The sequence below is a fragment of the Streptomyces sp. PL-25 genome, from assembly GCF_058344915.1.
Genome location: NZ_CP136997.1, coordinates 4,052,176 through 4,075,152, shown reverse-complemented (window position 1 = coordinate 4,075,152; position 22,977 = coordinate 4,052,176). Strand labels below are relative to the sequence as shown.

Below are 22,977 nucleotides of genomic sequence, written 5' to 3'. Positions count from 1 at the left end.
AGACACCAGGCCACAGCTACGCGGTCAGACAGAATGAGTGGGACGGTCCCAGCTCAGGCTCATCACCGTTCAGATCCGCTGGGCCGGTCAGCTTCGGAGCCGTCCCAGCAGAACTGACAAGGCCCAGCTCAGAGACACCTCGCCCATTCAGATCATTTGGGAACGGACAGCGGTCTACTCGAAGCTCTCCTGGAAGCCCTGTGCGGCGAGGATCGTGTCGATGCGGGTGCGGTGGTCCTTCTCCCAGGCGTCCAGGGACTGGGCGGCCTCCTCGGCGAGGCGGGCGCGGGCCGCGGTGAGGATCTCGGCGGTGCGGGCGGCGGGGACCGTCACGGTGCCCTCCTCGTCGGCGACGACGACGTCACCCGCAGCGACGAGGACACCGCCGCAGCGCACGGGCTCGTTGAGGGGGCGTACCGCCGACTTGGCGCCGGGGACCGGGACGGTGCCGCGGGCGAAGACCGGGAAGCCCAGCTCGCGCACCTCGGCGAGGTCGCGGACGAGGCCGTCGGCGACGAAGGCGGCGATGCCCCGCCGCCGCGCCACGGCGCACACGTTGCCGCCGGCGAGGGCGTACTCGCGGTCGCCGGACTCCACGACGATCACCGAGCCGGGCGCGGCGCGGTGGATGGCGGCGTGCAGCATGAGGTTGTCCCCGGGCGGGCACCGCACGGTGAACGCCGGTCCCGCCACCCGCGGCACCGGCTGCCACAGCGGGTGGATCCCGGGGTCGATGACGTGCTCGCGGCCCAGCAGGTCGGCGAGGGTGGTGGTGGGGACGTCCCGGAAGTCGGCTGCGGTGGTCGTCTCTGCGTCGGTCATGCGGGTGACCCTAGTCCGCCGTACTCCCAAGAGGCGTCCGGCAGAAGTACGTTGCCCGCGCCCGGCCGGCCCGCTACGGTCGACGGTATGACTGCCGGGTCGGCCTTGTGCCGTGAGCGAGTCGGGTACCCGGCCTCCGAGTGAGGTCCGGGCGGGCCCGGAGCCCGCCGTTTTCTCCGTGTCTTCCACACAGCACCGCGAGGCGCGCGCAGCGCGCCGGAAGCCCACGACGGAGAAAGCAGACACCCCACCGCATGCCCAACGACTTCAACCAGCACGTCATCGACGAGTTCCGCGCCCACCGCGGCCGGCTCACCGGCCCCTTCGAACACGCCCGGCTGCTCCTGCTGACCACCACCGGCGCCCGGAGCGGCGCCCCGCACACCACCCCCGTCGGCTACCTCCCGGACGGCGGCGACCGTGTCCTGGTCATCGCCTCGGCGGGCGGTTCGCCCCGGCACCCGGACTGGTACCGCAACCTCCTCGCCCATCCGCGCGCGACCGTGGAGAGCGGCGCGTTCACCTACGAGGCGCGGGCGGTGGTACTGGCCGGCGAGGAGCGCGACCGCGCCTTCTCGCGGGCGGTGGAGGCCGATCCCGGCTGGGCCGCCTACCAGGAGAAGACCGAGCGGATCATTCCCGTGGTCGCCCTGTACGAGGCCGGGCGCGGCGGACCGCCGCCGGTCAACGCCTCCTCGCCCGGTGCGGCGATCAAGGTGGTGCACGACGCGTTCCGCCGCGAACTCGCGCTGATACGCCGGGAGATGACCACCGGCGGCGGCAGCACGCTCGGCGCCCAGTTGCGCGTCAACTGCCTCACCTTCTGCCGGGGCCTGCACCACCATCACACCGGCGAGGACACGATGCTGTTCCCGTTCCTCGCCGAGCGGCATCCGGAACACGGCCCGGTGCTCGACCGGTTGCGCGCGGAGCACGTGCGGATCGCCGAGCTGGTGGAGCGGCTGCGGCGGGCGGTCTCGGGCGCCGGGTCCGGTGACGGCGGCGCGGCGGACGCCCGCGCCGAGGTGGTCCGGCTGACCGAGGAGCTGGAGGCGCATCTCACCTACGAAGAGGAGCAGTTGCTGCCCCTGCTCGATGCCGGTCCTGGTGCGTCCGGCCCTCCGGCCTGACCTCGGAACGGCAGCGGGCGCGCGTGCGGTCCGTGCGGTCCGTGCCGTCCGTGCGTACGGTGCCAGCGCGCGAGGGCGGCCGCGACGCGGGCGGGCGAGGGCACCGACTCCAGCGCCAGCGGGAGGGCGGCGGCCGCCAGGATCCGGTGCAGCCTGCCGCCCAGCGCGGCGAGGCCGCGCCGGTCGGGCTCCGCTCCGGAGCCGAGCGACAGCGCCGTACGGATCACGTCGGTGAAGACCGACTGGGCCCGCTTGAAGTCCACGAGCAGACCGAGGTCGTGCTCCCAGCCGCGGGAGCTGCCGGGGCGTACGGCCTCGGCGGTGCGGCACCACGCCTGCGTCATCCGGCGCGCCTGCCAGCGCGGGTAGCGCATCAGGTACAGATGGGTGGCGAGGTCGTACAGCGGGTCGCCGAGCATGGCCAGTTCCCAGTCGATGGTCCACAGCCGGCGCTCCGCGTCGACGATGAAGTTCTCCCGGTGCAGATCGGCGTGGAGCAGGCAGAACGGGCGCTCGCGCAGCCCCTTGAGGTGCTTGCGCAGCCGCTTGAACACCTCCGCGTCGATCCGCAGATCGGTGAAGAGGCCGCCGAACTCCGCGAGGTTGCGGGCGTAGACCCGCTCCTCGGCGAACAGGACCAGCCGCTCCAGGAAGGCGGCGGTGTCCCCGTCGGCCGGGCGGTCCTCGGCCGCGCAGCGGCGCTCCACGGCGAGCATGCCCGGGGTCACCGCGATCAGTTCGCCGAACAGGGCGGCGGTCTGCCGGAACAGATCGCCCGGTACGGCGTTGCCGGAGGGGCACAGCGCGCCGAGCGTGCGGCCCTCGACGAACCGCTGGAGCCGGGTGCCGCCGACCTCGACCAGCTCCGGAATCCGGCCGATCCGCCCCCGCAGGGCGGACAGCAGCTGCTCCTCGGAGGCGAAGCAGCGGCGGTCGAACCAGAGCAGGTCGCCGCGCGGCTCCCGGCACTTCCACCGGCCGGGGCGCAGCGCGCCCGCCTCGCCCGCCAGCGGGAACACATAGGTCTCGTGGTGGTAGCCCCGCAGCGGTCCCTCGACCCTGCTCTCGTCACCACTCGCCCCGACCGCGTGCAGCCGGGCGCTGGAAGCCAGTTCGAGCGGCATCGCCCGTTCTCTCTCGCCGTGAACCCTCTGCGTGGACCCTCTGAGGAACGAGCCCTGCCGAAGGGGCGAACCCCTCCGAAGGGTGCAGAAGTGGGAACACGCTACCCCCACCCGGCACGCGGCGCGCAGCGAACCTCTCGCGTCTCACTCGTGTCCCGTCCTCCGGGCCCCGACGCGCCCCCCGTACGCCCCCGTCGCGCTCCCCGCCCGAGGTCACGCGGGGCGCAGCGCCGCCAGCAGGGTGTCCAAGGAGTGGACGATCATCCGCGCGCCCGCCGCCGCGAGGATCTTGCTCTTGCCCGGGTTGCGGGCGTAGCCGAGGAAGGGGACGCCCGCCCGCTCGGCGGCCCGGAGGTCGGTGGGGGTGTCGCCGATCATCAGGGCGGAGGCGGGGGCCGCGCCCATGGCGTTCAGCGCGCGCTGGAGGCAGTGCGGGTGGGGCTTGAGGTGGTGCAGCTCGGCGGTGCGGCCGTACAGGTGCGGGGCAAAGCAGGGCAGCAGTCCGCGGCCCTGGAGGTAGGCGCGCACCACGGCCGGGGAGTTGTTGCTGGTGACGGCGAGCCGGGCGCCGACGGCGGTCCAGGTGCGGATCAGCGGATCGGCGTACGGGGTCGGCATGGCGCTGGCGGCGGCCTTCAGCTCCTCCTGGGTGAGGCGCTCCTCCAGCTCCGTCACCAGGTCGCTGCGCGGGCGGCGGCGGTCCACCGCGCGCAGCAGGGCGTGCGGGTCCAGCGGTTCGCGTTCGGCCTCGCTCAGCAGTCCGTGCAGGCCCTGCTCGCCGAGCCAGTCCAGCAGGCCGTGCGCCACCCGCTCCGCCGAGTGCCCCGCGAAGAGCCGGCAGACCGGGCCGTCGAAGTCCCAGAGGACCACCTGCGCCCGGGAGACCAGTTCCCGCAGCGCCCTGCTCTCCGTCTGCGTCGTGTCAGAAGTCACTAGGAGAGTGTCAGGTCCGTGGTGATGGTTTCCCAGAGGGCGTCGAACCACTTCTGGGACTCCTCGACGAACGCGGCGTCGCGGTGCCCGGCCCGTCTGGCGAAGGAGAACAGCAGGGACTTGGAGCCGAGGGCGTCGTACATGTCGAGGGTCTGCTCGCCCCAGTCCTCCGCGCGCCGGGTGAGGGTGTAGTAGCCCATCAGGGCCTCCTCGCCGCCCAGCAGGTAGAGCTTGACGGGCGGGGTGAAGGGCAGCGCGCGGAAGGTGACGCGCACGTCGATGTCGTGGGTGGCGCGCAGGGACAGCAGATTGTGCCGCAGCACCTGGCCCTGGGCGTTGCGCATCTCCAGCCAGCGCCGGTGCACCGCGTCGTCCTCGCCCGGTCCGGTCACGGACACCGGGAAGGCCAGCGCGATGTTCCGGGAGGGCACCAGCACCCGTACGTCGATCGAGTCGGGGCGCATACGGCCCTCGTGGATGAGGCGCAGCGGCTCGCCCATGGCCACCATCAGGGTCTCCGCCGTGTGGCAGACGACGTCGATGCGCACCCGGCGGCCGGCGAACACCTCGGTCAGCCGGGGGGCGAGGCCGACCATGGTCGGCTGCGGCTCCTCGCGTACGGGGGCGGCGTCGGCGATCCTCGGCGGGCTGCCCTTGCTGACGTTGCTGAGCAGGCCGTCGCTCTGCAGTGACCGCAGGGCCTGGCGCACGGCGCCGCGCTCCACGCCGAACTCCTCGGCGAGTTCGGCCTGGGTGGGCAGGCGGTCGCCCGGCCTCAGCTCGCCCGCGCGGATCCGCTCGCGCAGGGTGTCGGCGATCTCCTGCGGAGAGCGTCTCCGACTGCCGTCCACGGCCAGGTCCTCATGGGTCACGACCAAACGGTACAACTTTGATCCACCTGGCGGGAGTTGTTCGAAACTTGTTTATCGGTATCGACCAAGTGGGGACAACTAGAAGTGAGTTGGCTGCCAACTCGGGGGAGTTGGTGGGAGTTTTCCGGCCAGCCAGGTAGGTAAGGGGGAACCACCGTGCCCGTCCTCGCTCTTGTCTCCGCCGTCCTCGCCGTCGGCTTCGAGCAGTTCGTCCAGTGGCGGTACGGCGCCGCGGGCATGGTCGGCCTCGTGCTGCTCACCGTCGGCACCAAGGCGAAGAACCACACGGTCAGTTCGGCCGGCGCGGTGCTCCTGGCGCTGCTGCTCGCCGGGCCCGCCCTGTGAGCCGGGCGCCGGGCGCGGTCAGCCCGTGAGCGTCAGCTCCGAGCTGATCGTGCCCCACAGCGCGTCGAACCACAGCCGCGACTGCCCGACGAACGCCGTGTCGCGCGGGCCCGCGCCCGCCGTGAAGGAGAACAGCACCGACCGGGTGCCCTGCGCGTCGTACAGCGGCCGGGGCGCGTGGTCGATCTCCTCCTCGCGGCGCCCCACGGTGTAGTACGCGAACAGCGCCTCGGCGCGGCCCAGCAGGTAGAGCTTGACGGGCGGGGTGAAGGGCAGCGCGCGGAAGGTCACGCGCACGTCGATGCCGTGGGTGGCGCGCAGGGACAGCAGATTGTGCCGCAGCACCCGGCCCTGGGCGTTGCGCATCTCCAGCCAGCGCCGGTGCACCGCGTCGTCCCGCCCGCCCCTTCCCCGGCCCTCCGCGGACACCGGGAAGGCCAGCGGGATGTTCCGCGACGGCACCAGCACCCGCACGTCGATCGTGGCCGGTTTCAGCCGTCCGGCGTGGATCTGGCGCAGCGGCTCGCCGAGGGCGAGGGTCAGCGAGACGGCGGTCAGGCAGAGCGCGTCGACCCGCACATGGGGGGCGGCGAAGGCGGCGGTGATCCGGGGCGCGAGCGCGGCGGTGGTGGGCAGCGGGGGCGCGGGGACACCGGCCCCGCCGCGCTCCGGGTGGCCGGTGACGAACGCCGGTCTGCCCCGGGTGACCTGGGAGAGCAGGTGCTCCGCCGCCAGGGTGCGCAGGGCCTGCCGCACGGTCGCGCGCTCGACGCCGAACTCCGCGGCCAGCACCGCCTGCGCGGGCAGCCGCGCGCCCGGGGGCAGCGCGCCGCTCCTGATCCGCTGCCGCAGTTCGTCGGCCACCTCGCGCGGCGGTCTCCGCTGTCGCGGGGTGCTCTGCCGCCCCGGGCCGAAGGCGTGTTCGGGGTCCACGTCCGCACCGTACAACTTCCCGCCATCTTGGGGCAGTTCCCTGGAAGGTGGTTATAAGTCGCGCCCAAGTGGAGATAAGAAAAGTAGAGTTGGCAGCCAACTCGGCCGACCTGGTCGGAGCTTCGGCTGGTTGGCTCCACGGTGACATGAGAACGACGCCGGACCGCGTTTCCCTCCGGAGGGGAGCCGGGAGCACGGTCGCGGCGCCGCACAGCCACAACTGAACAGCCGCGCCGAGGGCGCGGACAGCACAGCCACAACTGAAGAAGGTCCACCCGCACAGCCACAACAGAACAGCACGCTACGGATGCGTCACCCCTGCCTCGGTCACCGGCGGGAAGGAGCGTTCAGAACATGTCCGGGCACCACGGTCGCCGGGACGTGCGGAGCAGGGCGTCGGCCAGCCGGGCGGCGCCCGCTCGTTCTTCCCGGACCCGGCCCAGCGCCACCAGCCGCACCGCCGATTCGTCACCGAGCCACAGCGGCGCCAGCTCCCGGACGTCCAGCGCCAGATCGGCGGAGCGCGCGGTCGGCGCGCAGGACGCCCCCTCGGGCGACGCCTCCAGCAGCCAGCGGCCCCGCGCCCAGCCGCCCGCCTCGTCCGCGATCTCCAGCACCAGCGAGCCCCGCCCCGCGTAGGTGCGCGCCTCCAGCGCCCGTACGACGTCCAGGATCCGCACCCACAGCCAGTCGGCCTGGGTGGTGATCACGGCGGCGCGCGGGTCGGGCAGGAAGAAGGGGAGCAGGTCGTCCGGGGCGCGCCGGCCGCTCTTGACCTTCACCACCCAGTCCGTCGCGCACACATGCAGCCAGAGCGCGCGCTCGGCGGCCGGGGAGACGGCGATCAGGCTCTTCACCGTCGCGGTGTTCAGCGGCTGCTTGGCGTCCGTCCAGGTGTCGTCGCAGACATAGGCGGCCAGCCCCTCGACCGTGCCGTCCGCCGCGCGGTACACGGCGTGGAAGGGCTCGGTCCACGGACTGCGGTCCAGGCGCACCGCTCCGGTGTTCACCTGCCACCAGCGCTCCGTACGGTCGATCGCGCCCGGCTGGACGCGGCGCAGCCGCTCGTGCAGCTCGGGGCCGAGCTTGCGGACGTCGTCGGCGTCCACGAGGTCGACCCGGCCGCCGCCGTCCGGGGCCGGGCGGCGCGCGTCGAGGCCGGCCCGGGGCACGTCGATCGTCCACTCGGTGGCCCAGGTGGCGGGACCGAAGCCGTAGCGGCCGTAGATCGGGTACTCGGCGGCGATCAGCGTGGCGACGACGTCACCGCGCTCCCGGGCCGCCGACAGGTCCCGCGCCATCATGCGGGTCAGCAGGCCGCGGCGGCGGTGGGTGGCGGTGACCGTGACGCTCGTGACGGCGTCGGCGGGGACGGTGGCGCCGCCGACCACGGTCAGTTCCTGCGCGAAGGACCGGAAGGTCGCCACACACCGGCCCCGGTCGAAGGCGCCCAGCGTCCGGGCCGGTTCGAGGTAGGAACGGCGGTCGGCGATCTCCGCGTCGGAGACCTCCGGACTGCGCAGGAACCCGGTGTTCAGCGCGCGGATCCAGTCGGGGATCTCCGCCTCGGTGACGGGGCGGACATCGAGGGGGAACTGCTCGCCGGTGGCCATGGTCCGACCGTAGGCCGTACGGACAGGAGGTGTCGCGGGCTTTTCCGGCGGCCGGGGCGGACGCGCGCCCCGGCCCGCGCGCGCCCCCCGGGATCACAGCAGCAGGTCGTCCACCTGGGCCTCGCCGTCGCGGTATCTGCGGGCGATCTCCGCGCTGCATCCGTCGGCGGTGCGCTGGAGCCGGTGGCGGCGGACGGACACCCGCTGCTCGTAGCGCACGAGCCGGGCCATCCCCGCGCCCAGTTCCAGGTCGGTGCGCGCGTCCAGGTCGGACAGCTCGACCTCGGCGAGCATCTCGGCGGACAGCCGCCGGTACTCCTCGCCGTACGGGGTGCCGACGGTGACGTGCCGGGCCGAGGAGCGCTGCCGGGCGGGCGCGTCCCGCAGGATCTCCGCCAGCCGCTCGACGACGGACGCCCCGGCGCCCTCCACGGCCGACACGAACCCGGCCTCGCCCTCGGAGAGCCGGTCCCGGCAGCCCCGCCGCGCCAGCTCCGCGCGCAGGATGTCGATCCGCCCCTGGAGCAGCCGCCGCACATAGCTCAGGTCGGCCTCGTCCCGCTGCGCCGCCCGGCGCAGCGCGCGCAGCTCCGGCAGGCTCAGCACGGTCAGGTCGCAGTCCGCCGGATCCTCCTCCCGCGCCGGACGCGGGTCCACCACGGGCGGGCTGTCGGTACGCTGCACCGGCGGCCGGTGGGCGGTGGGCTCCGCGACCGCCGCGCACAGCGGCGGCACCGCCCCGGACTGCGGTTGTTGCTCGGTACTCGATGTGCTCATGCGCCTCAACCGTCCCCTCGACCGGCGCGTACGGAAGCATCGTGCCACCCCGAGTGGCCAGTATGTGACCGAGTGCCCCCGATCCGCCCCAGATGGGGGGTTACGAAGCATAAAGAAGCACGATATGGACGTCGGGCATCATGGTCGGCATGCGTGCAGTGGTGCAGAGGGTGGACGGCGCGAGTGTCGTCGTGGACGGCGAGACGGTGGGGGCGATCGAGGGCGAGGGGCTGTGCGTCCTCGTCGGCGTCACCCACGAGGACACCGAGGAGAAGGCGGCGCAGCTCGCCCGCAAGCTGTGGTCGGTCCGGATGCTGCACGACGAGAAGTCGTGCAGCGACATCGGCGCGCCGCTGCTGGTGATCAGCCAGTTCACGCTCTACGGCGACGCCCGCAAGGGCCGCCGCCCCACCTGGAACGCGGCGGCGCCCGGCGCGGCGGCCGAGCCGCTCGTCGACGAGGTGGTCGCGCAGCTCCGCGCGCTGGGCGCGACGGTGGCGACGGGCCGGTTCGGCGCGCGGATGCGGGTGTCGCTGACGAACGACGGCCCGTTCACCGTCCTGCTGGAGATCTGAGCCAGGTGGCGCGGAAGCCTACGGCTCGACGACGGTCTCCTGGGCCGCCGCCGTGTCCCCCGCCATCAGCCGGGCGTCCACCGGGACGTTCCGCTTGACCAGGGCGAGGGCGACCGGGCCCAGCTCGTGGTGGCGCGCCGAGGTGGTGATCTGGCCGACGCGGCGCCCGTCCGGGCCCTCGTCGGCGAGCCGGATCTCGGTGCCGTGCGCGGGCAGGTGCACCTCGCTGCCGTCGAGGTGGAGGAAGACCAGGCGGCGCGGCGGCTTGCCCAGGTTCTGCACCCGGGCGACCGTCTCCTGTCCCCGGTAGCAGCCCTTCTGGAGGTGCACGGCGGTGCCGATCCAGCCCAGCTCGTGCGGGATGGTGCGGTGGTCGGTCTCGAAGCCGACGCGCGGGCGGTGCTGCTCGACGCGCAGCGCCTCGTGGGCGAGGATCCCGGCGGGCGGCCCGGCCTCGGCGGCGTAGGACTCCAGGTCCTCGCGGGGCAGGAACAGGTCACGGCCGTACGGGGTCTCCCGGACGACGGCGCCCTCGGGGACCCCGGCGATCGAACCGGCCGGCAGGTGCACCACGGCGAAGTCGGCGGTGCGGTCGGCGACTTCGACTCGGTAGAAGAACTTCATCGACTCCAGGTAGGCGATCAGCGCCTCCTGGGTGCCGGGCTCCACATGCGCCCAGACGGTCTCGCCGTCGTCGACCAGATAGAGCGCGTGTTCGATATGGCCGTGGGCGGTGAGGATCAGCGCCTCGGTGGCCCGGCCGGCGGGCAGATCGCTGACGTGCTGGGTGAGCAGCAGGTGCAGCCAGCTCAGCCGGTCCTCGCCGGAGACGGCGACGACACCGCGGTGCGACAGGTCCACGAAACCGGCGCCGTCCGCGAGAGAGCGCTGTTCGCGGAACAGGTCGCCGTAGTGCGCGGCGACGCCTTCGTCCACGCCTTCGGCGGGGACGGCGCCGGGCAGCGACAGCAGGGGGCTCTTCATACGGGCAAGCCTACGACGCCGGGTCCGCGCCCTTCCGTGAGCAGTCCGCGCAGCGGCCGAAGATCGCGAAGTGCTTCATGTCGGTGTCGAACCCGAACTGCCGCCGCAGTTTCGCGGTGAACTCGGCGGCCACCTCCACATCGGCCTCGATCACGTTGTCGCAGTCGCGGCAGACCAGGTGGAGGTGGTGGTGGCGGTCGGCCAGATGGTAGGTCGGCGCACCGTGCCCGAGGTGGGCGTGGCTGACCAGGCCCAGCTCCTCCAGCAGCTCCAGGGTGCGGTAGACGGTGGAGATGTTGACCCCCGACGCCGTCTTGCGCACTTCGCACAGGATGTCGTCGGGGGTCGCGTGTTCGAGGGTGTCCACGGCTTCGAGCACGAGTTGCCGCTGCGGCGTCAGCCGGTAGCCGCGCTGCCTGAGGTCGCTCTTCCAGTCGGTGCTCACCACACCACGAGTCTAGGCCCTGGGGCCGGGGGCCCTACTTGAAGAAGGCGATGCCGTCGTCCGGGAGGTCGTCGGGGAGGGCCTTGGCCCAGCGCTCGACCTCCTCCGGGGTGACGACCTTCTTGAGGTGGGCCGACATGTAGGGGCGCAGCTCGACCTCGGGGGTCTGCTTCTCGCCGACCCACATCAGGTCGCTCTTGACGTAGCCGTACAGCCGCTTGCCGCCGGTGTAGGGGGCGGAGGCGGGGGTGCGGGCCACGGCGTCCGTGACCAGGTCGATCTGCGGCTTCTTGTCGGCCATCTCGCCGTACCAGATCTCGATGACGCCGTCGTCGCGGGTCATCGTGACCTCGACCTTGCGCTCGGCGTCGATCCGCCAGAAGCCGGACTCGGACTCCAGCGGGCGCACCTTGTTGCCCTCGTCGTCCAGCACCCAGGTGTGCGAGCGGTACTCCAGGAAGTCCCGCCCGTCATGGGTGAAGGAGACTTCCTGGCCGAAGTTGCACTTCTGGGACCCGGGGAAGTCGTGCACACCGGCGCCGGCCCAGTCGCCGAGCAGGAACGCGAGGGGGACCAGGTCCTTGTGGAGGTCGGACGGGATCTCGATCATGAGCGGGGACTCCTGGACGTGGTCAGCGCTGGCCCTGGTACAGCTTCTTCACGGTCAGGTAGGCGAAGGCGAGGACGCCGACGCAGACCAGGACCAGCAGGGTTTCGAAGAAGATCTCCACGGGGTGCTCCTTGTCGAGCGCGGTGCGGTACGTACGTACTCAGGGCCGGACCCCAGCTTAGTCGGCCGGGGCCCGGCCCTCTCTTCGAGGTGGGCTGTGCGGGGTCAGCCCCGCGGGCCCCCGCGCTTGACGCCGTCCACGAACCCGTGCCACGCCGCCGCCTCGAAGAGGAGGGCGCCCCTGGCGGGGTCCTTGCTGTCCCGGACCGGGACGAGAGAGGGGAGGTTGTGAGCGACCTCCACGCAGTTCCCGCCGTCCGGGTTGCTGTAGCTGCTCTTGCGCCACTCGGCGGTGTTCAGGAGGTCGTCGGAGACCTCGACGCAGGCTCCGCCGTCCTGATTGCTGTAGCTGCTCTTGCGCCACATCACTGTGCTCAGGTCAATGGCTCGCATGGCGCTTCCTCCAGCATCCGTTCGAAGAACTGCCGTGACTGTCCGGGCTCTCCCTTCGAGGCGGGCCCTACGGGGTCAGCCCCGCAGACCGCCGCCCCTGACCCCGTCCACGAACCCGTGCCAGGCCGCCGCCTCGAAGAGGAGGGCACCCCTGGCGGGGTCCTTGCTGTCCCGGACCGGGACGAGGGAGGGGAGGTTGCGGGCGACCTCCACGCAGTTCCCGCCGTCCTGATTGCTGTAGCTGCTCTTGCGCCACTCGGCGGTGTTCAGGAGGTCGTCGGAGACCTCCAGGCACTGTCCGCCGTCCTGATTGCTGTAGCTGCTCTTGCGCCACTCGGCGGTGTTCAGGAGGTCGTCGGAGACCTCCAGGCACTGTCCGCCGTCCTGATTGCTGTAGCTGCTCTTGCGCCACATCACTGTGCTCAGGTCAATGGCTCGCATGGCGCTTCCTCCAGCATCCGTTCGAAGAACTGCCGCGACTCGCCCGGAGACAGGGCCAAATCGCGTACCCGATCGTAGCGGAGCTGGAGACGTTCGACGGCTGCTGTTTCCTGGACCAACTCGCCCGAGTAGCCGGTCTCCACCCATGCCACGGTCTGGCCATTCGAGCCCCGCAGAAACATGGTGTCGGTGTTCGACAGCCCGTGTAGGCCAGCTGACCACGGCAGCACTTGGACGATGACGTTCAAGCGATGCCCCATGGCATCAAGATGTTCCAACTGCGCGTGCCACTCTCCGGCGTCTTGAAGCGGAGTACGCAGCACAGTCTCGGAGAGGAGCGTGCGGAACTGTGGCGCGCTATCCGTGAGCAGCAACTCACGACGCCCCATGCGCGCCTCAACCTGGGCATCCAGTTCTTCACCCCTGAGACCGCCAGCTCTGAGCAGCTCTCGGGCATATTCAGGAGTTTGGAGCACTCCAGGGAGGTTCGAAGTCGCGTAATGCCACATACTCACCGCCTCCGCCTCCAGCACCATGTACCGCCGGTACCGCTCCTTGAACTGCGTCGGGTCGGCCATCGCCAGCTCCCACAGGGCCAGCAGCAGGCCCGGTGTCCCGTAGTACTGGTCGAGCGCTTGGACCACCTCGGGGCTGCCCAGCGTGTGGCTGTTCTCCATCTTGCCGAACAGGGACCAGTCCCAGCCGACCTTCTCGCCCAGCTCGCGCAGCGAATCCCCCTTCGCCGCCCGCAGTAACCGCAGCTCCTCCGCGAACCGCTGCCTCGGCTCCTGGCTCCGGCCCGTGATCACCCGCCTCGGCGGCATCGCATCCTCCGTCCCCTCCGCGACAAGCGCTGTGGAATTTGTGGAACTAACGCTCCGGGGCGACGAAGAACCGCTCGTCAGCGGTGTGCCGCCCCCGTCGCTGCGCCATGCTCGGTACAGCCCATATTGCGCACAGTAACTCAACTGTCGCAATCTGTATAGAAGTTGGATGAAAGGCGCGCATCATGAGGACGGAGCCATCGGCTTCCTTCAAGCCCGGAGCGCTTCTCTACGACCCGGCACGCGCCCAGGTGGGCGAGTACCGCGACCGCTCGGGCCCGTACGCGATGCTCCGGCCCGTCGGGGGTGGCCGGGAGTGGCAGGCCGATCCCGCCGCACTGCGGCCCGCGACGCCCGACGAGCGGCTGACCGCCGGTGTGCGGGCGGCCAACCGGAGGAGCACCGAAGTCCCGGACGACCTGAGCCGCCCGCCGCTGCCCGTGCGCGGCTGCGCGGTCTGCGAGGAGCTGAACACCCAGCGGCTGGCCGCCCGCGCGGAGAGCGACGGCAGCGCCGAGACCGACGCGCACGTCCTGATGCGGCGGCACAAGCGGCAGGAGCACCCGGCATGAGCCGGCGGCGGGACGACGCCTTCTGGTCCGCCGTACTGATCGTGCTCAGCCTCGCGGGTCTGCTCGCGGCGATCGCGGCGACTACGCTTCCGGCATGGCGAAGAAGCTCGTGATCAAGGTGACGGCCGGGGCGGACGCCCCCGAGCGGTGCTCGCAGGCGTTCACGGTCGCGTCGGTGGCCGTGGCCAGCGGGGTGGACGTGTCGCTGTGGCTGACCGGGGAGTCGTCGTGGTTCGCGCTGCCGGGGCGGGCGGCCGAGTTCGAGCTGCCGCACGCGGCGCCGCTGCCCGATCTGATCGACGCGATCCTCGCGGCGGGGCGGATCACGCTGTGCACGCAGTGCGCGGCCCGCCGGGACATCACCGAGCGGGACGTGATCGACGGCGTGCGGATCGCCGGGGCGCAGGTCTTCGTGCAGGAGGCGCTGGGGGACGGGACGCAGGCGCTCGTCTACTGAGCGGCCCCGCGCACCCCGCGCGTTGAAGGCACCGCCGGTCAGTGGCGTTTCTTGCCGTCCAGCTCGTCCCACCACTCGTCGGACTTCGGGTCGCCGGACGGGTCGTCCCACCAGCGGTCCTCGGGGCCGCGTCGGTTGGCGACCATGGCGGCGACCGGCGGGATGACCATGGCGAACAGGCACATGCCGACGGCGGCCGGCACGGACCAGATGCGCACGACTCCCCAGGCCAGGACGAACAGCCCGATGCAGGTGCCCATCATGGCGAAATACGCGTGACGACGGCGTGCGTACATGTGTCCAGGGTAGGTCCGCCGGGCCCGCGCGGGCAGGCCGGAGGGCCGCACCCCTGGCGTCCAACCCCGGGTGCGGCCCTCCGCGTGCTCGGCGGTCTCAGACCGCGATCGCGACCTCCGCGAGGCCGCCCTGCTGCGCCACGACCGTACGGTCGGCGGTGCCGCCGGGAACGAGGGCGCGCACGGTCCAGGTGCCCTCGGCCGCGTAGAACCGGAACTGGCCGGTGGCGGAGGTCGGCACCTCCGCGGTGAACTCACCGGTCGAGTCGAGCAGGCGCACGTAGCCCGTCACCGGCTCGCCGTCGCGGGTCACCTGCCCCTGGATCGTCGTCTCACCGGGCTTGATCGTCGAGGCGTCGGGGCCGCCGGCCTTCGCTCCACACATGGCGTACTCCTGAAGAGAGGTCTTGAGAGGTCGGTCGGGCGGTTACTTGCCGGAGCCCAGCTCGATCGGCACACCCACCAGGGAGCCGTACTCGGTCCAGGAGCCGTCGTAGTTCTTGACGTTCTCCACGCCCAGCAGCTCGTGCAGCACGAACCAGGTCAGCGCGGAGCGCTCACCGATGCGGCAGTAGGCGATGGTGTCCTTGCCCAGGTCGACGTCCTCGTCGGCGTAGAGGGCCTTCAGCTCCTCGTCCGAGCGGAAGGTGCCGTCGTCGTTGGCGTTCTTGGACCACGGGATGTTCTTGGCGGAGGGGACGTGGCCCGGACGCTGGGACTGCTCCTGCGGCAGGTGGGCCGGGGCGAGCAGCTTGCCGGAGAACTCGTCGGGCGAGCGGACGTCGACCAGGTTCTGCGCGCCGATGGCCTTGACCACGTCGTCGCGGAAGGCGCGGATCGCGGTGTTCTGCGGCTTCGCCTTGTACGCGGTCCTCGCGCGCTCGGGCACGTCGGTGCCGTCGACCAGCTCGCGGGCGTCCAGCTCCCACTTCTTGCGGCCGCCGTCGAGCAGCTTGACGTTCTCGTGGCCGTAGAGCTTGAAGTACCAGTACGCGTAGGAGGCGAACCAGTTGTTGTTGCCGCCGTAGAGGATCACCAGGGTGTCGTTGGCGATGCCCTTCTCCGACAGGAGCTTCTCGAAGCCCTCCTGGTCGACGAAGTCACGGCGGACCGGGTCCTGGAGGTCCTTGGTCCAGTCGATGCGGATCGCGTTCTTGATGTGGTTCTTCTCGTAGGCGGACGTGTCTTCGTCCACCTCGACGAGGGCGATGTTCGGGTCGTCCAGGTGTTCCTGGACCCAGTCGGCATCGACCAGTACGTCGCTGCGGCTCATGTTCCATCTCCTCCGGGGCAGTCGCGGGGGCGTGAGAGTGCGTGGCTGCGCGCTCGCGGGGCGAGCGGCGCATGAGGGGGCCCGGCAGGCGGGCGGGAGACGCGGAGCCTCGCGGGGCGTCCGCTCAGAAGGGGCGACAGAGCATGGCGGCAACGCGGCACAGGTCCACTGCCCGCCGCTTGGTGAGATCCGCCTGTCGCTTCATGGCCTCGATCGTAGGGAGGGACAGGCGGCCATGTCACCGGCATGTCGCATGATGAGACGGGATCGTCCGCAATGCGGGATGGAGGGGTGGTGACGTAACGGCGGGTACGGGGTCGGGGCGGGCGGTTCCCCGGTCGGCGCCGGGTGTCCATCTGCGGTGCGGACGGGCGTGTCTCGCCAGTCGGACGCTATCCGGCCAGCTTGACCTTCGAGCCCTTCACCGTGATCTCGACGCCGTTCTTCGCGGCCCGCACCGAGGCGAGCCGGATGCCGCCGGGGAGCTGGTCGATGGCCTGCTGGAAGTCGGTGACCGACCGCATCCGGCCCTCGGCCAGCGCGAGACCGGCCAGGTCCGGCAGGCCGTCGGCCTTGACGCGCACCTTGTTGTTCTCGACGCTGACGGAGCTGAGCACCTGGATCGGGGCGGGCAGCGCGGACACCTTCACCGTCACCTTGATCTTGCCGTTGCCGCCGTCCGCGAGGCCCACCACCCGGGTGGTCACCCCCGGCAGCACCTGGGTGGACTCGGCCCCGGCGGTCTTCAGCAGCTCGGCGTAGGCGATGGTCGCGGTGCCGGTCGCGTCGGCGGCCGTGGCGGAGCTGTAGTCCCCGGAGAACTCGACGCCCCTCATGTCGGCCTTCAGGTCGTCGATCCGGATCTTCTGCCCCCGCTCGCCGCCGTCCGCCTCGTAGTGCTCGATGCCGACCTCGACGTCGTCCAGCTTCCCGCCCGCCACCTGGGTCAGGAACGGGAAGCCCTTGATGGACACGTCCGGGCTGCTCGGCAGGTGCTCCGTCTCCCGCAGCTTGTCCGCGACCTGCTGCTCGGCGAAGTGCACGGCCACCCGGTCGGCCACCGTGAAGAGCACGCCGAGGACCACGACGACGATCAGCAGTATTCGCAGCGCGCGCATCCCGTGCTTCCCCCACTCGGCGGTTCCCGACGGCCCCGGACGGCCGTCAGGCGCGAGCGTAACCCGCCGGGCGGGCCCGACCCGGACTTTGTCGACCAGCTGTTACCAGCTGTTACGAGGCGCGCCCGGCCCGAGCACCCAGCGCTGCGCCCGGCCCGAGCACCCAGTTTGAGCGCCCGGCCCGTGCGCTCAGCCCAGCGCGCGCCCCAGCAGCCACACCACCGGCGCCGCCGCCGACAGAGGCAGCGCCACCCCGGCGGTGAAGTGCACGAAACGCGAGGGGTAGTCGTAGGCGGCCACCCGGTGCCCGACCAGCGCGCACACGCCCGCGCCCGCGCCGAGCAGCGCGCCCCGGGCGCCGAGCCCGGTCAGACCGCCCACCGCGATGCCCGCACCGGCCGCCGCGAGCAGCGCGACCACCACCGAGGCGGCACCGGGCAACGGCAGCGCCCGCGCCACCACGGCCGCCGCGACCGCCACCGCGCCCACCGCGACCGCGTCCGCACCGGCTCCCAGATAGCCGGTCGCCAGGATCGCCAGCGCCGCCGAGGCGACGGTCGCCATCAGCCCGTACATCCGCTCGTCCGGCTCGGCGTGCGAGCGCAGTTGCAGGACCAGGGAGAGCAGCACCCAGACGCCGAGCGTGCCGAGGATCGCCGCGGGGGCGTGCGCCCGGCCCGCGCCGAGCACGGCCGCGTCCGAGACGAGGGCGCCCGCGAAGGCGAGGGCGATGCCCTGGCGGGCCGGCCACATGCCGTTCAGCCGGAACCAGCCGGCCGCCGTCACGGCCTGGAGCACCACCAGCGGTACGAGCAGCGCGTATGTGCCGGCCTCGGCCGCGCCGGCCAGCAGCAGGCCCAGCAGCGCGGTCAGCCCGGCGGGCTGCATGCCGGGGTCGATGATCGGCGAGCGGCCCTCGGCGCGGGCCCGCTGGGCGTCGGTGACGCGCGTGTTGCCACCGACTGTGGCGGGGCCGTAGCCGGAGCCGGCGCCCGGCCCCTCACCGGCCGGGGCGGGGGCTTGGGCGGGAGCCGCTTCGGGGGCCGGGGCGGCGGGCTGGGGCTGGTGCTGGGGTTCCGGGTGGGCCAGCGGGGGCAGGTAGGCCGTCCGCGCGGCGGCGGACTCCGGCGCGGGGGCCGGTTCCCGCGCGGTGACGACGGGCTGCCCGTGCGTCTGGGTGTCCCAGGTCTGGCCCTGCCACTGCTGCGTGTGGTCCAGGTCCTGGCCATGGCCGTAGCCCTGGCTCTGGTCCTGGTTCTGGCTGTGGTCCTGACTCTGGGGAGCGGTGTACGGATCGGCGTACGGCTGCTGCCCCTGGCCGGGCCAGACCTGCTGCGGCTGGGCGGCCTGCTGTCCGTACTGGTCGTACTGGTCGTACTGCCCGTGCGGCTGACCGTACTGCTGGCCGTACTGCTGCCCGTACCGGTCGTACCGGCCGTCGGGCTGCTGCTGGTACCGCTGCCCGTTCTGCTGGTGCGCGTAGGGGTCGTAGCCCTCCGGGGCACCCTGGCGGGGATCGCCGTACCCGGCGCCCTCATACGGCTGGTCGGTCATCGCTCACCCTCCTGCGAACGGCGGGAGCACCTCGACCGTGCCGCCCTCGGTCAGCCGTACCGTCTCATGGTCGCGCGTCCCCACGGGGTCACCGTCGATGAGGAACGAGCAGCGCCGCAGGACGCGGGAGAGCTCGCCGGGGTGCCGCTCGCGCACCGCGTCGAGCGCACCGGCGAGCGTCTGCGCCTCGTACGGCTCCTCGGCGACCCCGGCCGCGGACTTCGCCGCGGCCCAGTAGCGCACCGTGACCTTTGCCATTCGTTCCTCGATACTCGGTGTCGGACCGGCAATGAACACGGTCAGGCTAGCCCGCCCGTGCGACGGCCCAGCGCGCGATGCGGTGCAGCAGGGGCCCGGGGGCGGCGTTCTCGGCGTGGCCCATGCCCGGCTCGACCCAGAGTTCGCCGTGGTCACCGGCCGCCGCGGCCAGCATCCGTGGGTGGTCGAGGGGGAAGTAGGCGTCCTGGTCGCCGTGCACGATCAGCAGCGGTACGGGCGCGATGCGCGCCGCCGCCTCCACCGGGGAGAGCGGGACGGGGTCCCAGGCGCGGTGGTGGATCCGGGTACGGAAGCCGTAGCGGCCCACCAGGCGGCCCTCGGGGCGCATGACCAGCCAGTGCAGCCGGCGCATGGGGGCCGTGCCCCGGTAGTACCAGCGCGCCGGGGCGCTCACGGAGACCACGGCGTCGGTGTGCTCCGCCGCACGCCCCCGGGCGCCGCCGCCCTCCGGGCCGTACAGCGCCGCGTGCCGCAGCACCACCGAGCCGCCCATGGAGAAGCCGACGGTGACCACGCGCGCGTGCCCGAGGCCCCGTGCCCACGCCACCGCCGCGGCGAGGTCCAGCACCTCCCGGTCACCGACCGTCGAACGGCCGCCGGAGGCGCCGTGGCCGCGGAAGGAGAAGGTGACCACGGCTCCGTACTCACCGAACACCTGCGCGATACGACGCACGTGCGGGCGATCCAGATCACCGGTGAAACCATGTGCGATCACGAAGACGGGGCGCGGGGCCGCGGCACCGGACGGCACGTCCGCCTCAGCCGCCTCAGCGGTCTCGGCCGCCCCGGCCGTCCCGGCGGTCCCGACCGCCACAGGCTCTCCGGCGGGGTCCCGGCGGGTCCGTCCGGCGGCGCCCGGCTCGTACAGCGCGTCGACCGCCACCCCGTCCGCCGCCCGCACAAACCTTCTGACCTGCGTACGGGGCGGCGTCTCGGAGTCCGGGACGATCGTCGGACGCGCCACATGACCTGCCGTATCCCCGCTCATGTCGGCTATTCTGCTGGGAAGAGGACTCGGGCAGCGAAGCCCCCGGGTCCTTTTGTGCTTTCGGCGGGCGTTGTATACGACGCGGGAAACCGCAGGTGTACGCCGGTCGCCGGGGCGCGGTGGCTCTTGACACGCGGGCGGTACCCCAGCGCCGGGACCCCGAGGAGGAACCAGAGGCCATGGACGAGCGAACCGTGTACGACCATACGAGGCGGACGGCCCGGACGGGGTGGTCACGATGAGTTCACTGCTGCTCCTGACCAACGCCCTCCAGCCGTCCACCGAGGTGCTCCCCGCCCTCGGTCTGCTGCTGCACCAGGTGCGGGTGGCCCCGGCCGAGGGCCCCGCGCTCGTCGACACGCCGGGCGCCGACGTCATCCTGGTCGACGGGCGGCGCGAGCTGCCCCAGGTGCGCAGCCTGTGCCAGCTGCTGCGCTCCACCGGACCGGGCTGCCCGCTGGTCCTCGTCGTGACGGAGGGCGGCCTCGCGGCGGTCACCGCCGACTGGGGCATCGACGACGTCCTGCTCGACACCGCGGGTCCCGCCGAGGTGGAGGCCCGGCTGCGGCTCGCGCTGGGCCGCAGGCAGCTCGTCGACGACGACTCGCCGACGGAGATCCGCAACGGCGACCTGTCCGTGGACGAGGCCACCTACAGCGCCAAGCTCAAGGGCCGGGTGCTGGACCTCACCTTCAAGGAGTTCGAGCTGCTGAAGTACCTGGCGCAGCACCCGGGCCGCGTCTTCACCCGCGCCCAGCTCCTCCAGGAAGTCTGGGGCTACGACTACTTCGGCGGCACCCGCACGGTCGACGTCCACGTACGGCGGCTGCGCGCCAAGCTCGGACCCGAGCACGAGTCGCTGATCGGCACCGTACGGAACGTCGGCTACCGCTTCGTCACCCCGGAGAAGCCGGAGAAGAGGGCGGAGAAGCGGCCGGAGAACGCGGCGAGCACGGCGAAGGCGCAGCCGGAGGACGTCGAGGGCGCGGGGAATCAGGGGAAACCGGTCCGCGCCGAGGCGTGAGCCGGGGGCGCGGGGGCGGCGTGCCGCCACCCGTCCCCGCGGGCGGGACGTTGCGGTTGCACATCCATGCCGTGACAAGCCCTGCCCGGGGCTGATCCATCCGCGTAGACTCCGCGCGTGGCCAAGGTGACTCGGGACGACGTGGCGAGACTGGCGGGGACTTCCACCGCCGTGGTCAGCTATGTGATCAACAACGGACCCCGGCCGGTCGCCCCGGCCACGCGCGAGCGCGTCCTCGCCGCGATCAAGGAGCTGGGGTACCGGCCCGACCGGGTCGCCCAGGCGATGGCCTCGCGGCGCACGGACCTGATAGGTCTGATCGTCCCGGACGCCCGCCAGCCCTTCTTCGGGGAGATGGCGCACGCGGTCGAGTGGGCGGCGGCCGAGCGCGGGAAAATGGTCCTCGTCGGCAACTCCGACTACGTGGCCGAGCGCGAGGTCCACTATCTGCGGGCCTTCCTCGGGATGCGCGTCTCGGGCCTCATCCTCGTCTCGCACGCGCTGAACGACCTGGCCGCCGCCGAGATCGACGCCTGGGACGCCCGCGTGGTGCTGCTGCACGAGCGGCCCGAGGCCATCGACGACGTGGCCGTGGTCACCGACGACCTGGGCGGCGCCCAGCTCGCCGTACGCCACCTGCTGGAACACGGGTACGAGTACGTCGCCTGCATGGGCGGCACCGCGGACACGCCCGCCGTGGGTGACCCGGTCTCCGACCACGTCGAGGGCTGGCGGCGCGCGATGGCCGAGGCCGGGCTGTCCACCGAGGGACGGCTGTTCGAGGCGCCGTACAACCGCTACGACGCCTACCGGGTCGGCCTGGAGGTCCTGGCCGGACCGGACCGGCCGCCGGCGGTCTTCTGCTCCACCGACGACCAGGCGATCGGCCTGCTGCGGGCCGCCCGCGAGCTGCGGATCGAGGTCCCCGGCGAGCTGGCCGTGGCGGGGTTCGACGACATCAAGGAGGCGGCGCTCGCCGACCCGCCGCTGACGACGGTCGCCTCCGACCGCTCCGCGATGGCCCGCGCGGCCGTGGACCTGGTCCTGGACGACGGGGTGCGGGTCACCGGTTCGCGGCGCGAGCGGCTGCGGGTGTTCCCCTCCCGGCTGGTGGTGCGCGCCTCCTGCGGCTGCGGCTGACGGCCCGCCCGCCGGTCCTCTCTCCTTTCCGCCCCCGCCCGAGGCGCCTTTATATCGGGCATACGAGGTTCTGTCGGGCTTTTCAGGGGGGACTCACGAAGCTCTCATGATCCCGGGACACTCTCAATGACATGACCGAGAGCATCCGCCGCAGCGGCGAGTACGAGTACTCCCAGGGTGACGCACAGACCCCGACCGCCTCCTTCGCGCAGCCGGCGGACCCGCACCGGTCCGCCGCCTCCTCCGCGAGCCCGGTGAACCCGGAGTGGCCGCCCCCGCCGGCGTACGCCCCGGCCACTCCCCCGGCGTACGCCACCGGCGGCCACGGCGGTCATGACGGCTACGGCGGCCACGGCGGGCAGGGCTACGGCGGTCACGGCTTCGGCGGCCATGACGGCGGCACCGCTCTCCTGCCCACCGCCCCGGCCGGTCCCCCGCCCGCCCCCCGCAAGCGCGCCAAGGGACCGCTCGCGCTGCTCGCCGCCGTGGCGATCGCGGCGGCGGCGGTCGGCGGCGGCACCGCCTACGCCTTCCAGCAGCTGACCGGCAAGGACACGGTCGCCGCCGGAACCACCAGCACCAACGTGGTGCCCTCCAGCCAGCGCGGCAGCATCGCCGCGATCGCCAAGGCGGTCAGCCCCAGCGTCGTGGAGATCACCGCGACACTCAGCAACGGGACCTCCACCGGTTCCGGTGTGATCATCAGCAGCGGCGGCGAGATCGTCACCAACAACCACGTGATAGCGGGCGCCTCCACGATCAAGGCGCGGACCAGCAACGGCGACACGTACACCGCGCAGGTCGTCGGCACCGACAGCTCCAAGGACCTCGCCCTGATCAAGCTGGCGGGCGCCTCCGGGCTGAAGCCCGCCGCGCTGGGCGACTCCAGCGCCGTGGCGGTCGGCGACCAGGTCGTCGCGATCGGCTCCCCCGAGGGCCTGACCGGCACCGTCACCAGCGGCATCGTCTCCTCGCTCAACCGCGACGTGACCGTGTCCACCGACGAGAGCCAGGGTCAGGGCCAGGGTCAGGGGCAGGGCGACGGCCAGTGGCCGTTCGAGTTCGGCGGCCGGCACTTCAACGGCGACACCAGCTCCTCCACCACCACCTACAAGGCCATCCAGACCGACGCGTCCCTGAACCCGGGCAACTCCGGCGGCGCGCTGATCGACGCGGCGGGCAACATCATCGGCATCAACTCGGCGATGTACTCGGCGGCAACGTCCGGTTCGGGTGACTCCTCCAGCGCCGGCAGCGTCGGACTCGGCTTCGCCATCCCGATCGACACCGTCAAGGCCGACCTGGCCAAGCTGCGCTCCGGCGCCCAGAACTGAC

29 protein-coding genes are annotated in these 22,977 nt (G+C 72.3%); 8 read left to right on the top strand and 21 right to left on the bottom strand.

The window, feature by feature from the left end; all coding sequences use genetic code 11:
* Window positions 1-174: 174 nt before the first annotated feature.
* Window positions 175-822, bottom strand: a complete 648-nt coding sequence (locus tag R4Z62_RS18415) for an RraA family protein (RefSeq protein ID WP_491520372.1) — start codon at window positions 820-822, stop codon at window positions 175-177.
* A 254-nt stretch (window positions 823-1,076) separates the two neighbouring features.
* Here R4Z62_RS18415 and R4Z62_RS18410 point away from each other — a divergent pair, with 254 nt between their 5' ends.
* Window positions 1,077-1,952: a nitroreductase/quinone reductase family protein gene (locus tag R4Z62_RS18410; RefSeq protein ID WP_491520371.1), complete on the top strand. Its 876-nt coding sequence runs from the start codon at window positions 1,077-1,079 to the stop codon at window positions 1,950-1,952.
* On the opposite strand, the gene R4Z62_RS18405 is transcribed toward R4Z62_RS18410, so the two are convergent.
* The 3 genes from R4Z62_RS18405 to R4Z62_RS18395 all read right to left on the bottom strand — a co-directional run bounded on the left by R4Z62_RS18405 (window position 1,886) and on the right by R4Z62_RS18395 (window position 4,887).
* Window positions 1,886-3,076 (bottom strand): phosphotransferase, encoded by a 1,191-nt coding sequence (locus tag R4Z62_RS18405; RefSeq protein ID WP_491520370.1) that lies wholly within the window; start codon window positions 3,074-3,076, stop codon window positions 1,886-1,888. The two genes, R4Z62_RS18410 and R4Z62_RS18405, sit on opposite strands and share 67 nt — an antisense overlap.
* A 213-nt stretch (window positions 3,077-3,289) precedes the next feature.
* Window positions 3,290-4,009 (bottom strand): HAD family hydrolase, encoded by a 720-nt coding sequence (locus R4Z62_RS18400; protein WP_107440636.1) that lies wholly within the window; start codon window positions 4,007-4,009, stop codon window positions 3,290-3,292.
* On the bottom strand, window positions 4,009-4,887 hold the full coding sequence (locus R4Z62_RS18395) for a winged helix-turn-helix domain-containing protein (RefSeq protein ID WP_491520369.1): 879 nt from the start codon (window positions 4,885-4,887) through the stop codon (window positions 4,009-4,011). Before R4Z62_RS18395 ends, R4Z62_RS18400 begins: the two co-directional genes overlap by 1 nt.
* A gap of 150 nt (window positions 4,888-5,037) precedes the next feature.
* Between R4Z62_RS18395 and R4Z62_RS18390 the strand changes: the two genes are divergently transcribed.
* A complete protein-coding gene (locus R4Z62_RS18390) occupies window positions 5,038-5,226 on the top strand; it encodes a hypothetical protein (protein WP_064533855.1) in 189 nt (62 codons plus the stop codon).
* Window positions 5,227-5,244: 18 nt separating this feature from the next.
* Here the strand turns inward: R4Z62_RS18390 and R4Z62_RS18385 are convergent, their stop codons facing one another.
* From R4Z62_RS18385 to R4Z62_RS18375, 3 genes are all read right to left on the bottom strand, one after another.
* On the bottom strand, window positions 5,245-6,159 hold the full coding sequence (locus R4Z62_RS18385; protein ID WP_491520368.1) for a winged helix-turn-helix domain-containing protein: 915 nt from the start codon (window positions 6,157-6,159) through the stop codon (window positions 5,245-5,247).
* A 347-nt stretch (window positions 6,160-6,506) separates the two neighbouring features.
* Window positions 6,507-7,772, bottom strand: coding sequence for a GNAT family N-acetyltransferase (locus R4Z62_RS18380; protein ID WP_491520367.1), 1,266 nt, complete (start codon window positions 7,770-7,772; stop codon window positions 6,507-6,509).
* A 93-nt stretch (window positions 7,773-7,865) separates the two neighbouring features.
* Window positions 7,866-8,549, bottom strand: a complete 684-nt coding sequence (locus R4Z62_RS18375; RefSeq protein WP_064533858.1) for an RsiG family protein — start codon at window positions 8,547-8,549, stop codon at window positions 7,866-7,868.
* Window positions 8,550-8,698: 149 nt separating this feature from the next.
* On the opposite strand from R4Z62_RS18375, the gene dtd reads away from it, so the two are divergent.
* The gene (dtd, locus tag R4Z62_RS18370; RefSeq protein ID WP_064537508.1) at window positions 8,699-9,124 is read left to right on the top strand and encodes a D-aminoacyl-tRNA deacylase; all 426 of its coding nucleotides are present in this window, start codon (window positions 8,699-8,701) and stop codon (window positions 9,122-9,124) included.
* An 18-nt stretch (window positions 9,125-9,142) separates the two neighbouring features.
* Here dtd and ygfZ read toward each other — a convergent pair whose 3' ends face one another.
* The 6 genes from ygfZ to R4Z62_RS18340 form a co-directional block, all read right to left on the bottom strand.
* Window positions 9,143-10,108, bottom strand: a complete 966-nt coding sequence (gene ygfZ / locus R4Z62_RS18365) for a CAF17-like 4Fe-4S cluster assembly/insertion protein YgfZ (RefSeq protein WP_064533859.1) — start codon at window positions 10,106-10,108, stop codon at window positions 9,143-9,145.
* Window positions 10,109-10,118: 10 nt separating this feature from the next.
* Window positions 10,119-10,556 carry a Fur family transcriptional regulator gene (locus R4Z62_RS18360; protein ID WP_018568780.1) on the bottom strand — a complete coding sequence of 146 codons (438 nt, stop codon included), beginning with the start codon at window positions 10,554-10,556 and terminating at the stop codon, window positions 10,119-10,121.
* 31 nt (window positions 10,557-10,587) lie between these two features.
* Entirely contained in the window at window positions 10,588-11,163 is a 576-nt protein-coding gene (locus tag R4Z62_RS18355; RefSeq protein ID WP_064533860.1) for a heme-binding beta-barrel domain-containing protein, read from the bottom strand.
* Between the two features lie 225 nt (window positions 11,164-11,388).
* Entirely contained in the window at window positions 11,389-11,676 is a 288-nt protein-coding gene (locus tag R4Z62_RS18350; RefSeq protein WP_491520366.1) for a DUF397 domain-containing protein, read from the bottom strand.
* 75 nt (window positions 11,677-11,751) lie between these two features.
* The gene (locus R4Z62_RS18345) at window positions 11,752-12,090 is read right to left on the bottom strand and encodes a DUF397 domain-containing protein (protein WP_491521891.1); all 339 of its coding nucleotides are present in this window, start codon (window positions 12,088-12,090) and stop codon (window positions 11,752-11,754) included.
* 8 nt (window positions 12,091-12,098) lie between these two features.
* Window positions 12,099-12,941, bottom strand: coding sequence for a helix-turn-helix domain-containing protein (locus tag R4Z62_RS18340; RefSeq protein ID WP_491520365.1), 843 nt, complete (start codon window positions 12,939-12,941; stop codon window positions 12,099-12,101).
* 185 nt (window positions 12,942-13,126) lie between these two features.
* Between R4Z62_RS18340 and R4Z62_RS18335 the strand changes: the two genes are divergently transcribed.
* Together R4Z62_RS18335 and R4Z62_RS18330 are read left to right on the top strand one after the other, a co-directional pair.
* Window positions 13,127-13,513: a hypothetical protein gene (locus R4Z62_RS18335; protein WP_491520364.1), complete on the top strand. Its 387-nt coding sequence runs from the start codon at window positions 13,127-13,129 to the stop codon at window positions 13,511-13,513.
* A 94-nt stretch (window positions 13,514-13,607) separates the two neighbouring features.
* Entirely contained in the window at window positions 13,608-13,970 is a 363-nt protein-coding gene (locus R4Z62_RS18330; RefSeq protein WP_491520363.1) for a DsrE family protein, read from the top strand.
* 38 nt (window positions 13,971-14,008) lie between these two features.
* Here the strand turns inward: R4Z62_RS18330 and R4Z62_RS18325 are convergent, their stop codons facing one another.
* The 8 genes from R4Z62_RS18325 to R4Z62_RS18290 all read right to left on the bottom strand — a co-directional run bounded on the left by R4Z62_RS18325 (window position 14,009) and on the right by R4Z62_RS18290 (window position 19,478).
* Window positions 14,009-14,266: a DUF3099 domain-containing protein gene (locus R4Z62_RS18325; RefSeq protein WP_026252680.1), complete on the bottom strand. Its 258-nt coding sequence runs from the start codon at window positions 14,264-14,266 to the stop codon at window positions 14,009-14,011.
* A 97-nt stretch (window positions 14,267-14,363) separates the two neighbouring features.
* Window positions 14,364-14,651 carry a DUF1416 domain-containing protein gene (locus tag R4Z62_RS18320; RefSeq protein ID WP_004986406.1) on the bottom strand — a complete coding sequence of 96 codons (288 nt, stop codon included), beginning with the start codon at window positions 14,649-14,651 and terminating at the stop codon, window positions 14,364-14,366.
* A 42-nt stretch (window positions 14,652-14,693) separates the two neighbouring features.
* Window positions 14,694-15,539: a sulfurtransferase gene (locus tag R4Z62_RS18315; RefSeq protein WP_064533863.1), complete on the bottom strand. Its 846-nt coding sequence runs from the start codon at window positions 15,537-15,539 to the stop codon at window positions 14,694-14,696.
* A gap of 124 nt (window positions 15,540-15,663) precedes the next feature.
* Complete coding sequence (locus tag R4Z62_RS18310; RefSeq protein ID WP_350751515.1) at window positions 15,664-15,744, bottom strand: Ms5788A family Cys-rich leader peptide; 81 nt, start codon at window positions 15,742-15,744, stop codon at window positions 15,664-15,666.
* A 187-nt stretch (window positions 15,745-15,931) separates the two neighbouring features.
* Window positions 15,932-16,657 carry an LmeA family phospholipid-binding protein gene (locus tag R4Z62_RS18305; RefSeq protein WP_064533864.1) on the bottom strand — a complete coding sequence of 242 codons (726 nt, stop codon included), beginning with the start codon at window positions 16,655-16,657 and terminating at the stop codon, window positions 15,932-15,934.
* A 189-nt stretch (window positions 16,658-16,846) separates the two neighbouring features.
* Window positions 16,847-18,211, bottom strand: a complete 1,365-nt coding sequence (locus R4Z62_RS18300; RefSeq protein ID WP_491520362.1) for a hypothetical protein — start codon at window positions 18,209-18,211, stop codon at window positions 16,847-16,849.
* A gap of 3 nt (window positions 18,212-18,214) precedes the next feature.
* Entirely contained in the window at window positions 18,215-18,469 is a 255-nt protein-coding gene (locus R4Z62_RS18295; protein WP_064533866.1) for a MoaD/ThiS family protein, read from the bottom strand.
* Window positions 18,470-18,515: 46 nt separating this feature from the next.
* Complete coding sequence (locus R4Z62_RS18290) at window positions 18,516-19,478, bottom strand: alpha/beta hydrolase (RefSeq protein WP_491520361.1); 963 nt, start codon at window positions 19,476-19,478, stop codon at window positions 18,516-18,518.
* Between the two features lie 238 nt (window positions 19,479-19,716).
* Between R4Z62_RS18290 and R4Z62_RS18285 the strand changes: the two genes are divergently transcribed.
* The 3 genes from R4Z62_RS18285 to R4Z62_RS18275 all read left to right on the top strand — a co-directional run bounded on the left by R4Z62_RS18285 (window position 19,717) and on the right by R4Z62_RS18275 (window position 22,976).
* Window positions 19,717-20,502, top strand: coding sequence for a response regulator transcription factor (locus R4Z62_RS18285; RefSeq protein ID WP_491520360.1), 786 nt, complete (start codon window positions 19,717-19,719; stop codon window positions 20,500-20,502).
* A gap of 117 nt (window positions 20,503-20,619) precedes the next feature.
* On the top strand, window positions 20,620-21,642 hold the full coding sequence (locus tag R4Z62_RS18280) for a LacI family DNA-binding transcriptional regulator (protein WP_078510108.1): 1,023 nt from the start codon (window positions 20,620-20,622) through the stop codon (window positions 21,640-21,642).
* A gap of 131 nt (window positions 21,643-21,773) precedes the next feature.
* On the top strand, window positions 21,774-22,976 hold the full coding sequence (locus R4Z62_RS18275; protein ID WP_491520359.1) for a S1C family serine protease: 1,203 nt from the start codon (window positions 21,774-21,776) through the stop codon (window positions 22,974-22,976).
* The last annotated feature ends 1 nt before the right edge of the window (window position 22,977 follow it).

Bases quoted from the DNA above. Each gene is read 5' to 3' on its own strand.
- R4Z62_RS18415 (WP_491520372.1), bottom strand. From the start codon at position 822: ATGACCGACGCAGAGACGACCACCGCAGCCGACTTCCGGGACGTCCCC.
- R4Z62_RS18410 (WP_491520371.1), top strand. From the start codon at position 1,077: ATGCCCAACGACTTCAACCAGCACGTCATCGACGAGTTCCGCGCCCAC.
- R4Z62_RS18405 (WP_491520370.1), bottom strand. From the start codon at position 3,076: ATGCCGCTCGAACTGGCTTCCAGCGCCCGGCTGCACGCGGTCGGGGCG.
- R4Z62_RS18380 (WP_491520367.1), bottom strand. From the start codon at position 7,772: ATGGCCACCGGCGAGCAGTTCCCCCTCGATGTCCGCCCCGTCACCGAG.
- R4Z62_RS18375 (WP_064533858.1), bottom strand. From the start codon at position 8,549: ATGAGCACATCGAGTACCGAGCAACAACCGCAGTCCGGGGCGGTGCCG.
- dtd (WP_064537508.1), top strand. From the start codon at position 8,699: ATGCGTGCAGTGGTGCAGAGGGTGGACGGCGCGAGTGTCGTCGTGGAC.
- ygfZ (WP_064533859.1), bottom strand. From the start codon at position 10,108: ATGAAGAGCCCCCTGCTGTCGCTGCCCGGCGCCGTCCCCGCCGAAGGC.
- R4Z62_RS18355 (WP_064533860.1), bottom strand. From the start codon at position 11,163: ATGATCGAGATCCCGTCCGACCTCCACAAGGACCTGGTCCCCCTCGCG.
- R4Z62_RS18350 (WP_491520366.1), bottom strand. From the start codon at position 11,676: ATGCGAGCCATTGACCTGAGCACAGTGATGTGGCGCAAGAGCAGCTAC.
- R4Z62_RS18345 (WP_491521891.1), bottom strand. From the start codon at position 12,090: ATGTGGCGCAAGAGCAGCTACAGCAATCAGGACGGCGGACAGTGCCTG.
- R4Z62_RS18340 (WP_491520365.1), bottom strand. From the start codon at position 12,941: ATGCCGCCGAGGCGGGTGATCACGGGCCGGAGCCAGGAGCCGAGGCAG.
- R4Z62_RS18335 (WP_491520364.1), top strand. From the start codon at position 13,127: ATGAGGACGGAGCCATCGGCTTCCTTCAAGCCCGGAGCGCTTCTCTAC.
- R4Z62_RS18330 (WP_491520363.1), top strand. From the start codon at position 13,608: ATGGCGAAGAAGCTCGTGATCAAGGTGACGGCCGGGGCGGACGCCCCC.
- R4Z62_RS18325 (WP_026252680.1), bottom strand. From the start codon at position 14,266: ATGTACGCACGCCGTCGTCACGCGTATTTCGCCATGATGGGCACCTGC.
- R4Z62_RS18320 (WP_004986406.1), bottom strand. From the start codon at position 14,651: ATGTGTGGAGCGAAGGCCGGCGGCCCCGACGCCTCGACGATCAAGCCC.
- R4Z62_RS18315 (WP_064533863.1), bottom strand. From the start codon at position 15,539: ATGAGCCGCAGCGACGTACTGGTCGATGCCGACTGGGTCCAGGAACAC.
- R4Z62_RS18310 (WP_350751515.1), bottom strand. From the start codon at position 15,744: ATGAAGCGACAGGCGGATCTCACCAAGCGGCGGGCAGTGGACCTGTGC.
- R4Z62_RS18305 (WP_064533864.1), bottom strand. From the start codon at position 16,657: ATGCGCGCGCTGCGAATACTGCTGATCGTCGTCGTGGTCCTCGGCGTG.
- R4Z62_RS18300 (WP_491520362.1), bottom strand. From the start codon at position 18,211: ATGACCGACCAGCCGTATGAGGGCGCCGGGTACGGCGATCCCCGCCAG.
- R4Z62_RS18295 (WP_064533866.1), bottom strand. From the start codon at position 18,469: ATGGCAAAGGTCACGGTGCGCTACTGGGCCGCGGCGAAGTCCGCGGCC.
- R4Z62_RS18290 (WP_491520361.1), bottom strand. From the start codon at position 19,478: ATGAGCGGGGATACGGCAGGTCATGTGGCGCGTCCGACGATCGTCCCG.
- R4Z62_RS18285 (WP_491520360.1), top strand. From the start codon at position 19,717: ATGAGTTCACTGCTGCTCCTGACCAACGCCCTCCAGCCGTCCACCGAG.
- R4Z62_RS18275 (WP_491520359.1), top strand. From the start codon at position 21,774: ATGACCGAGAGCATCCGCCGCAGCGGCGAGTACGAGTACTCCCAGGGT.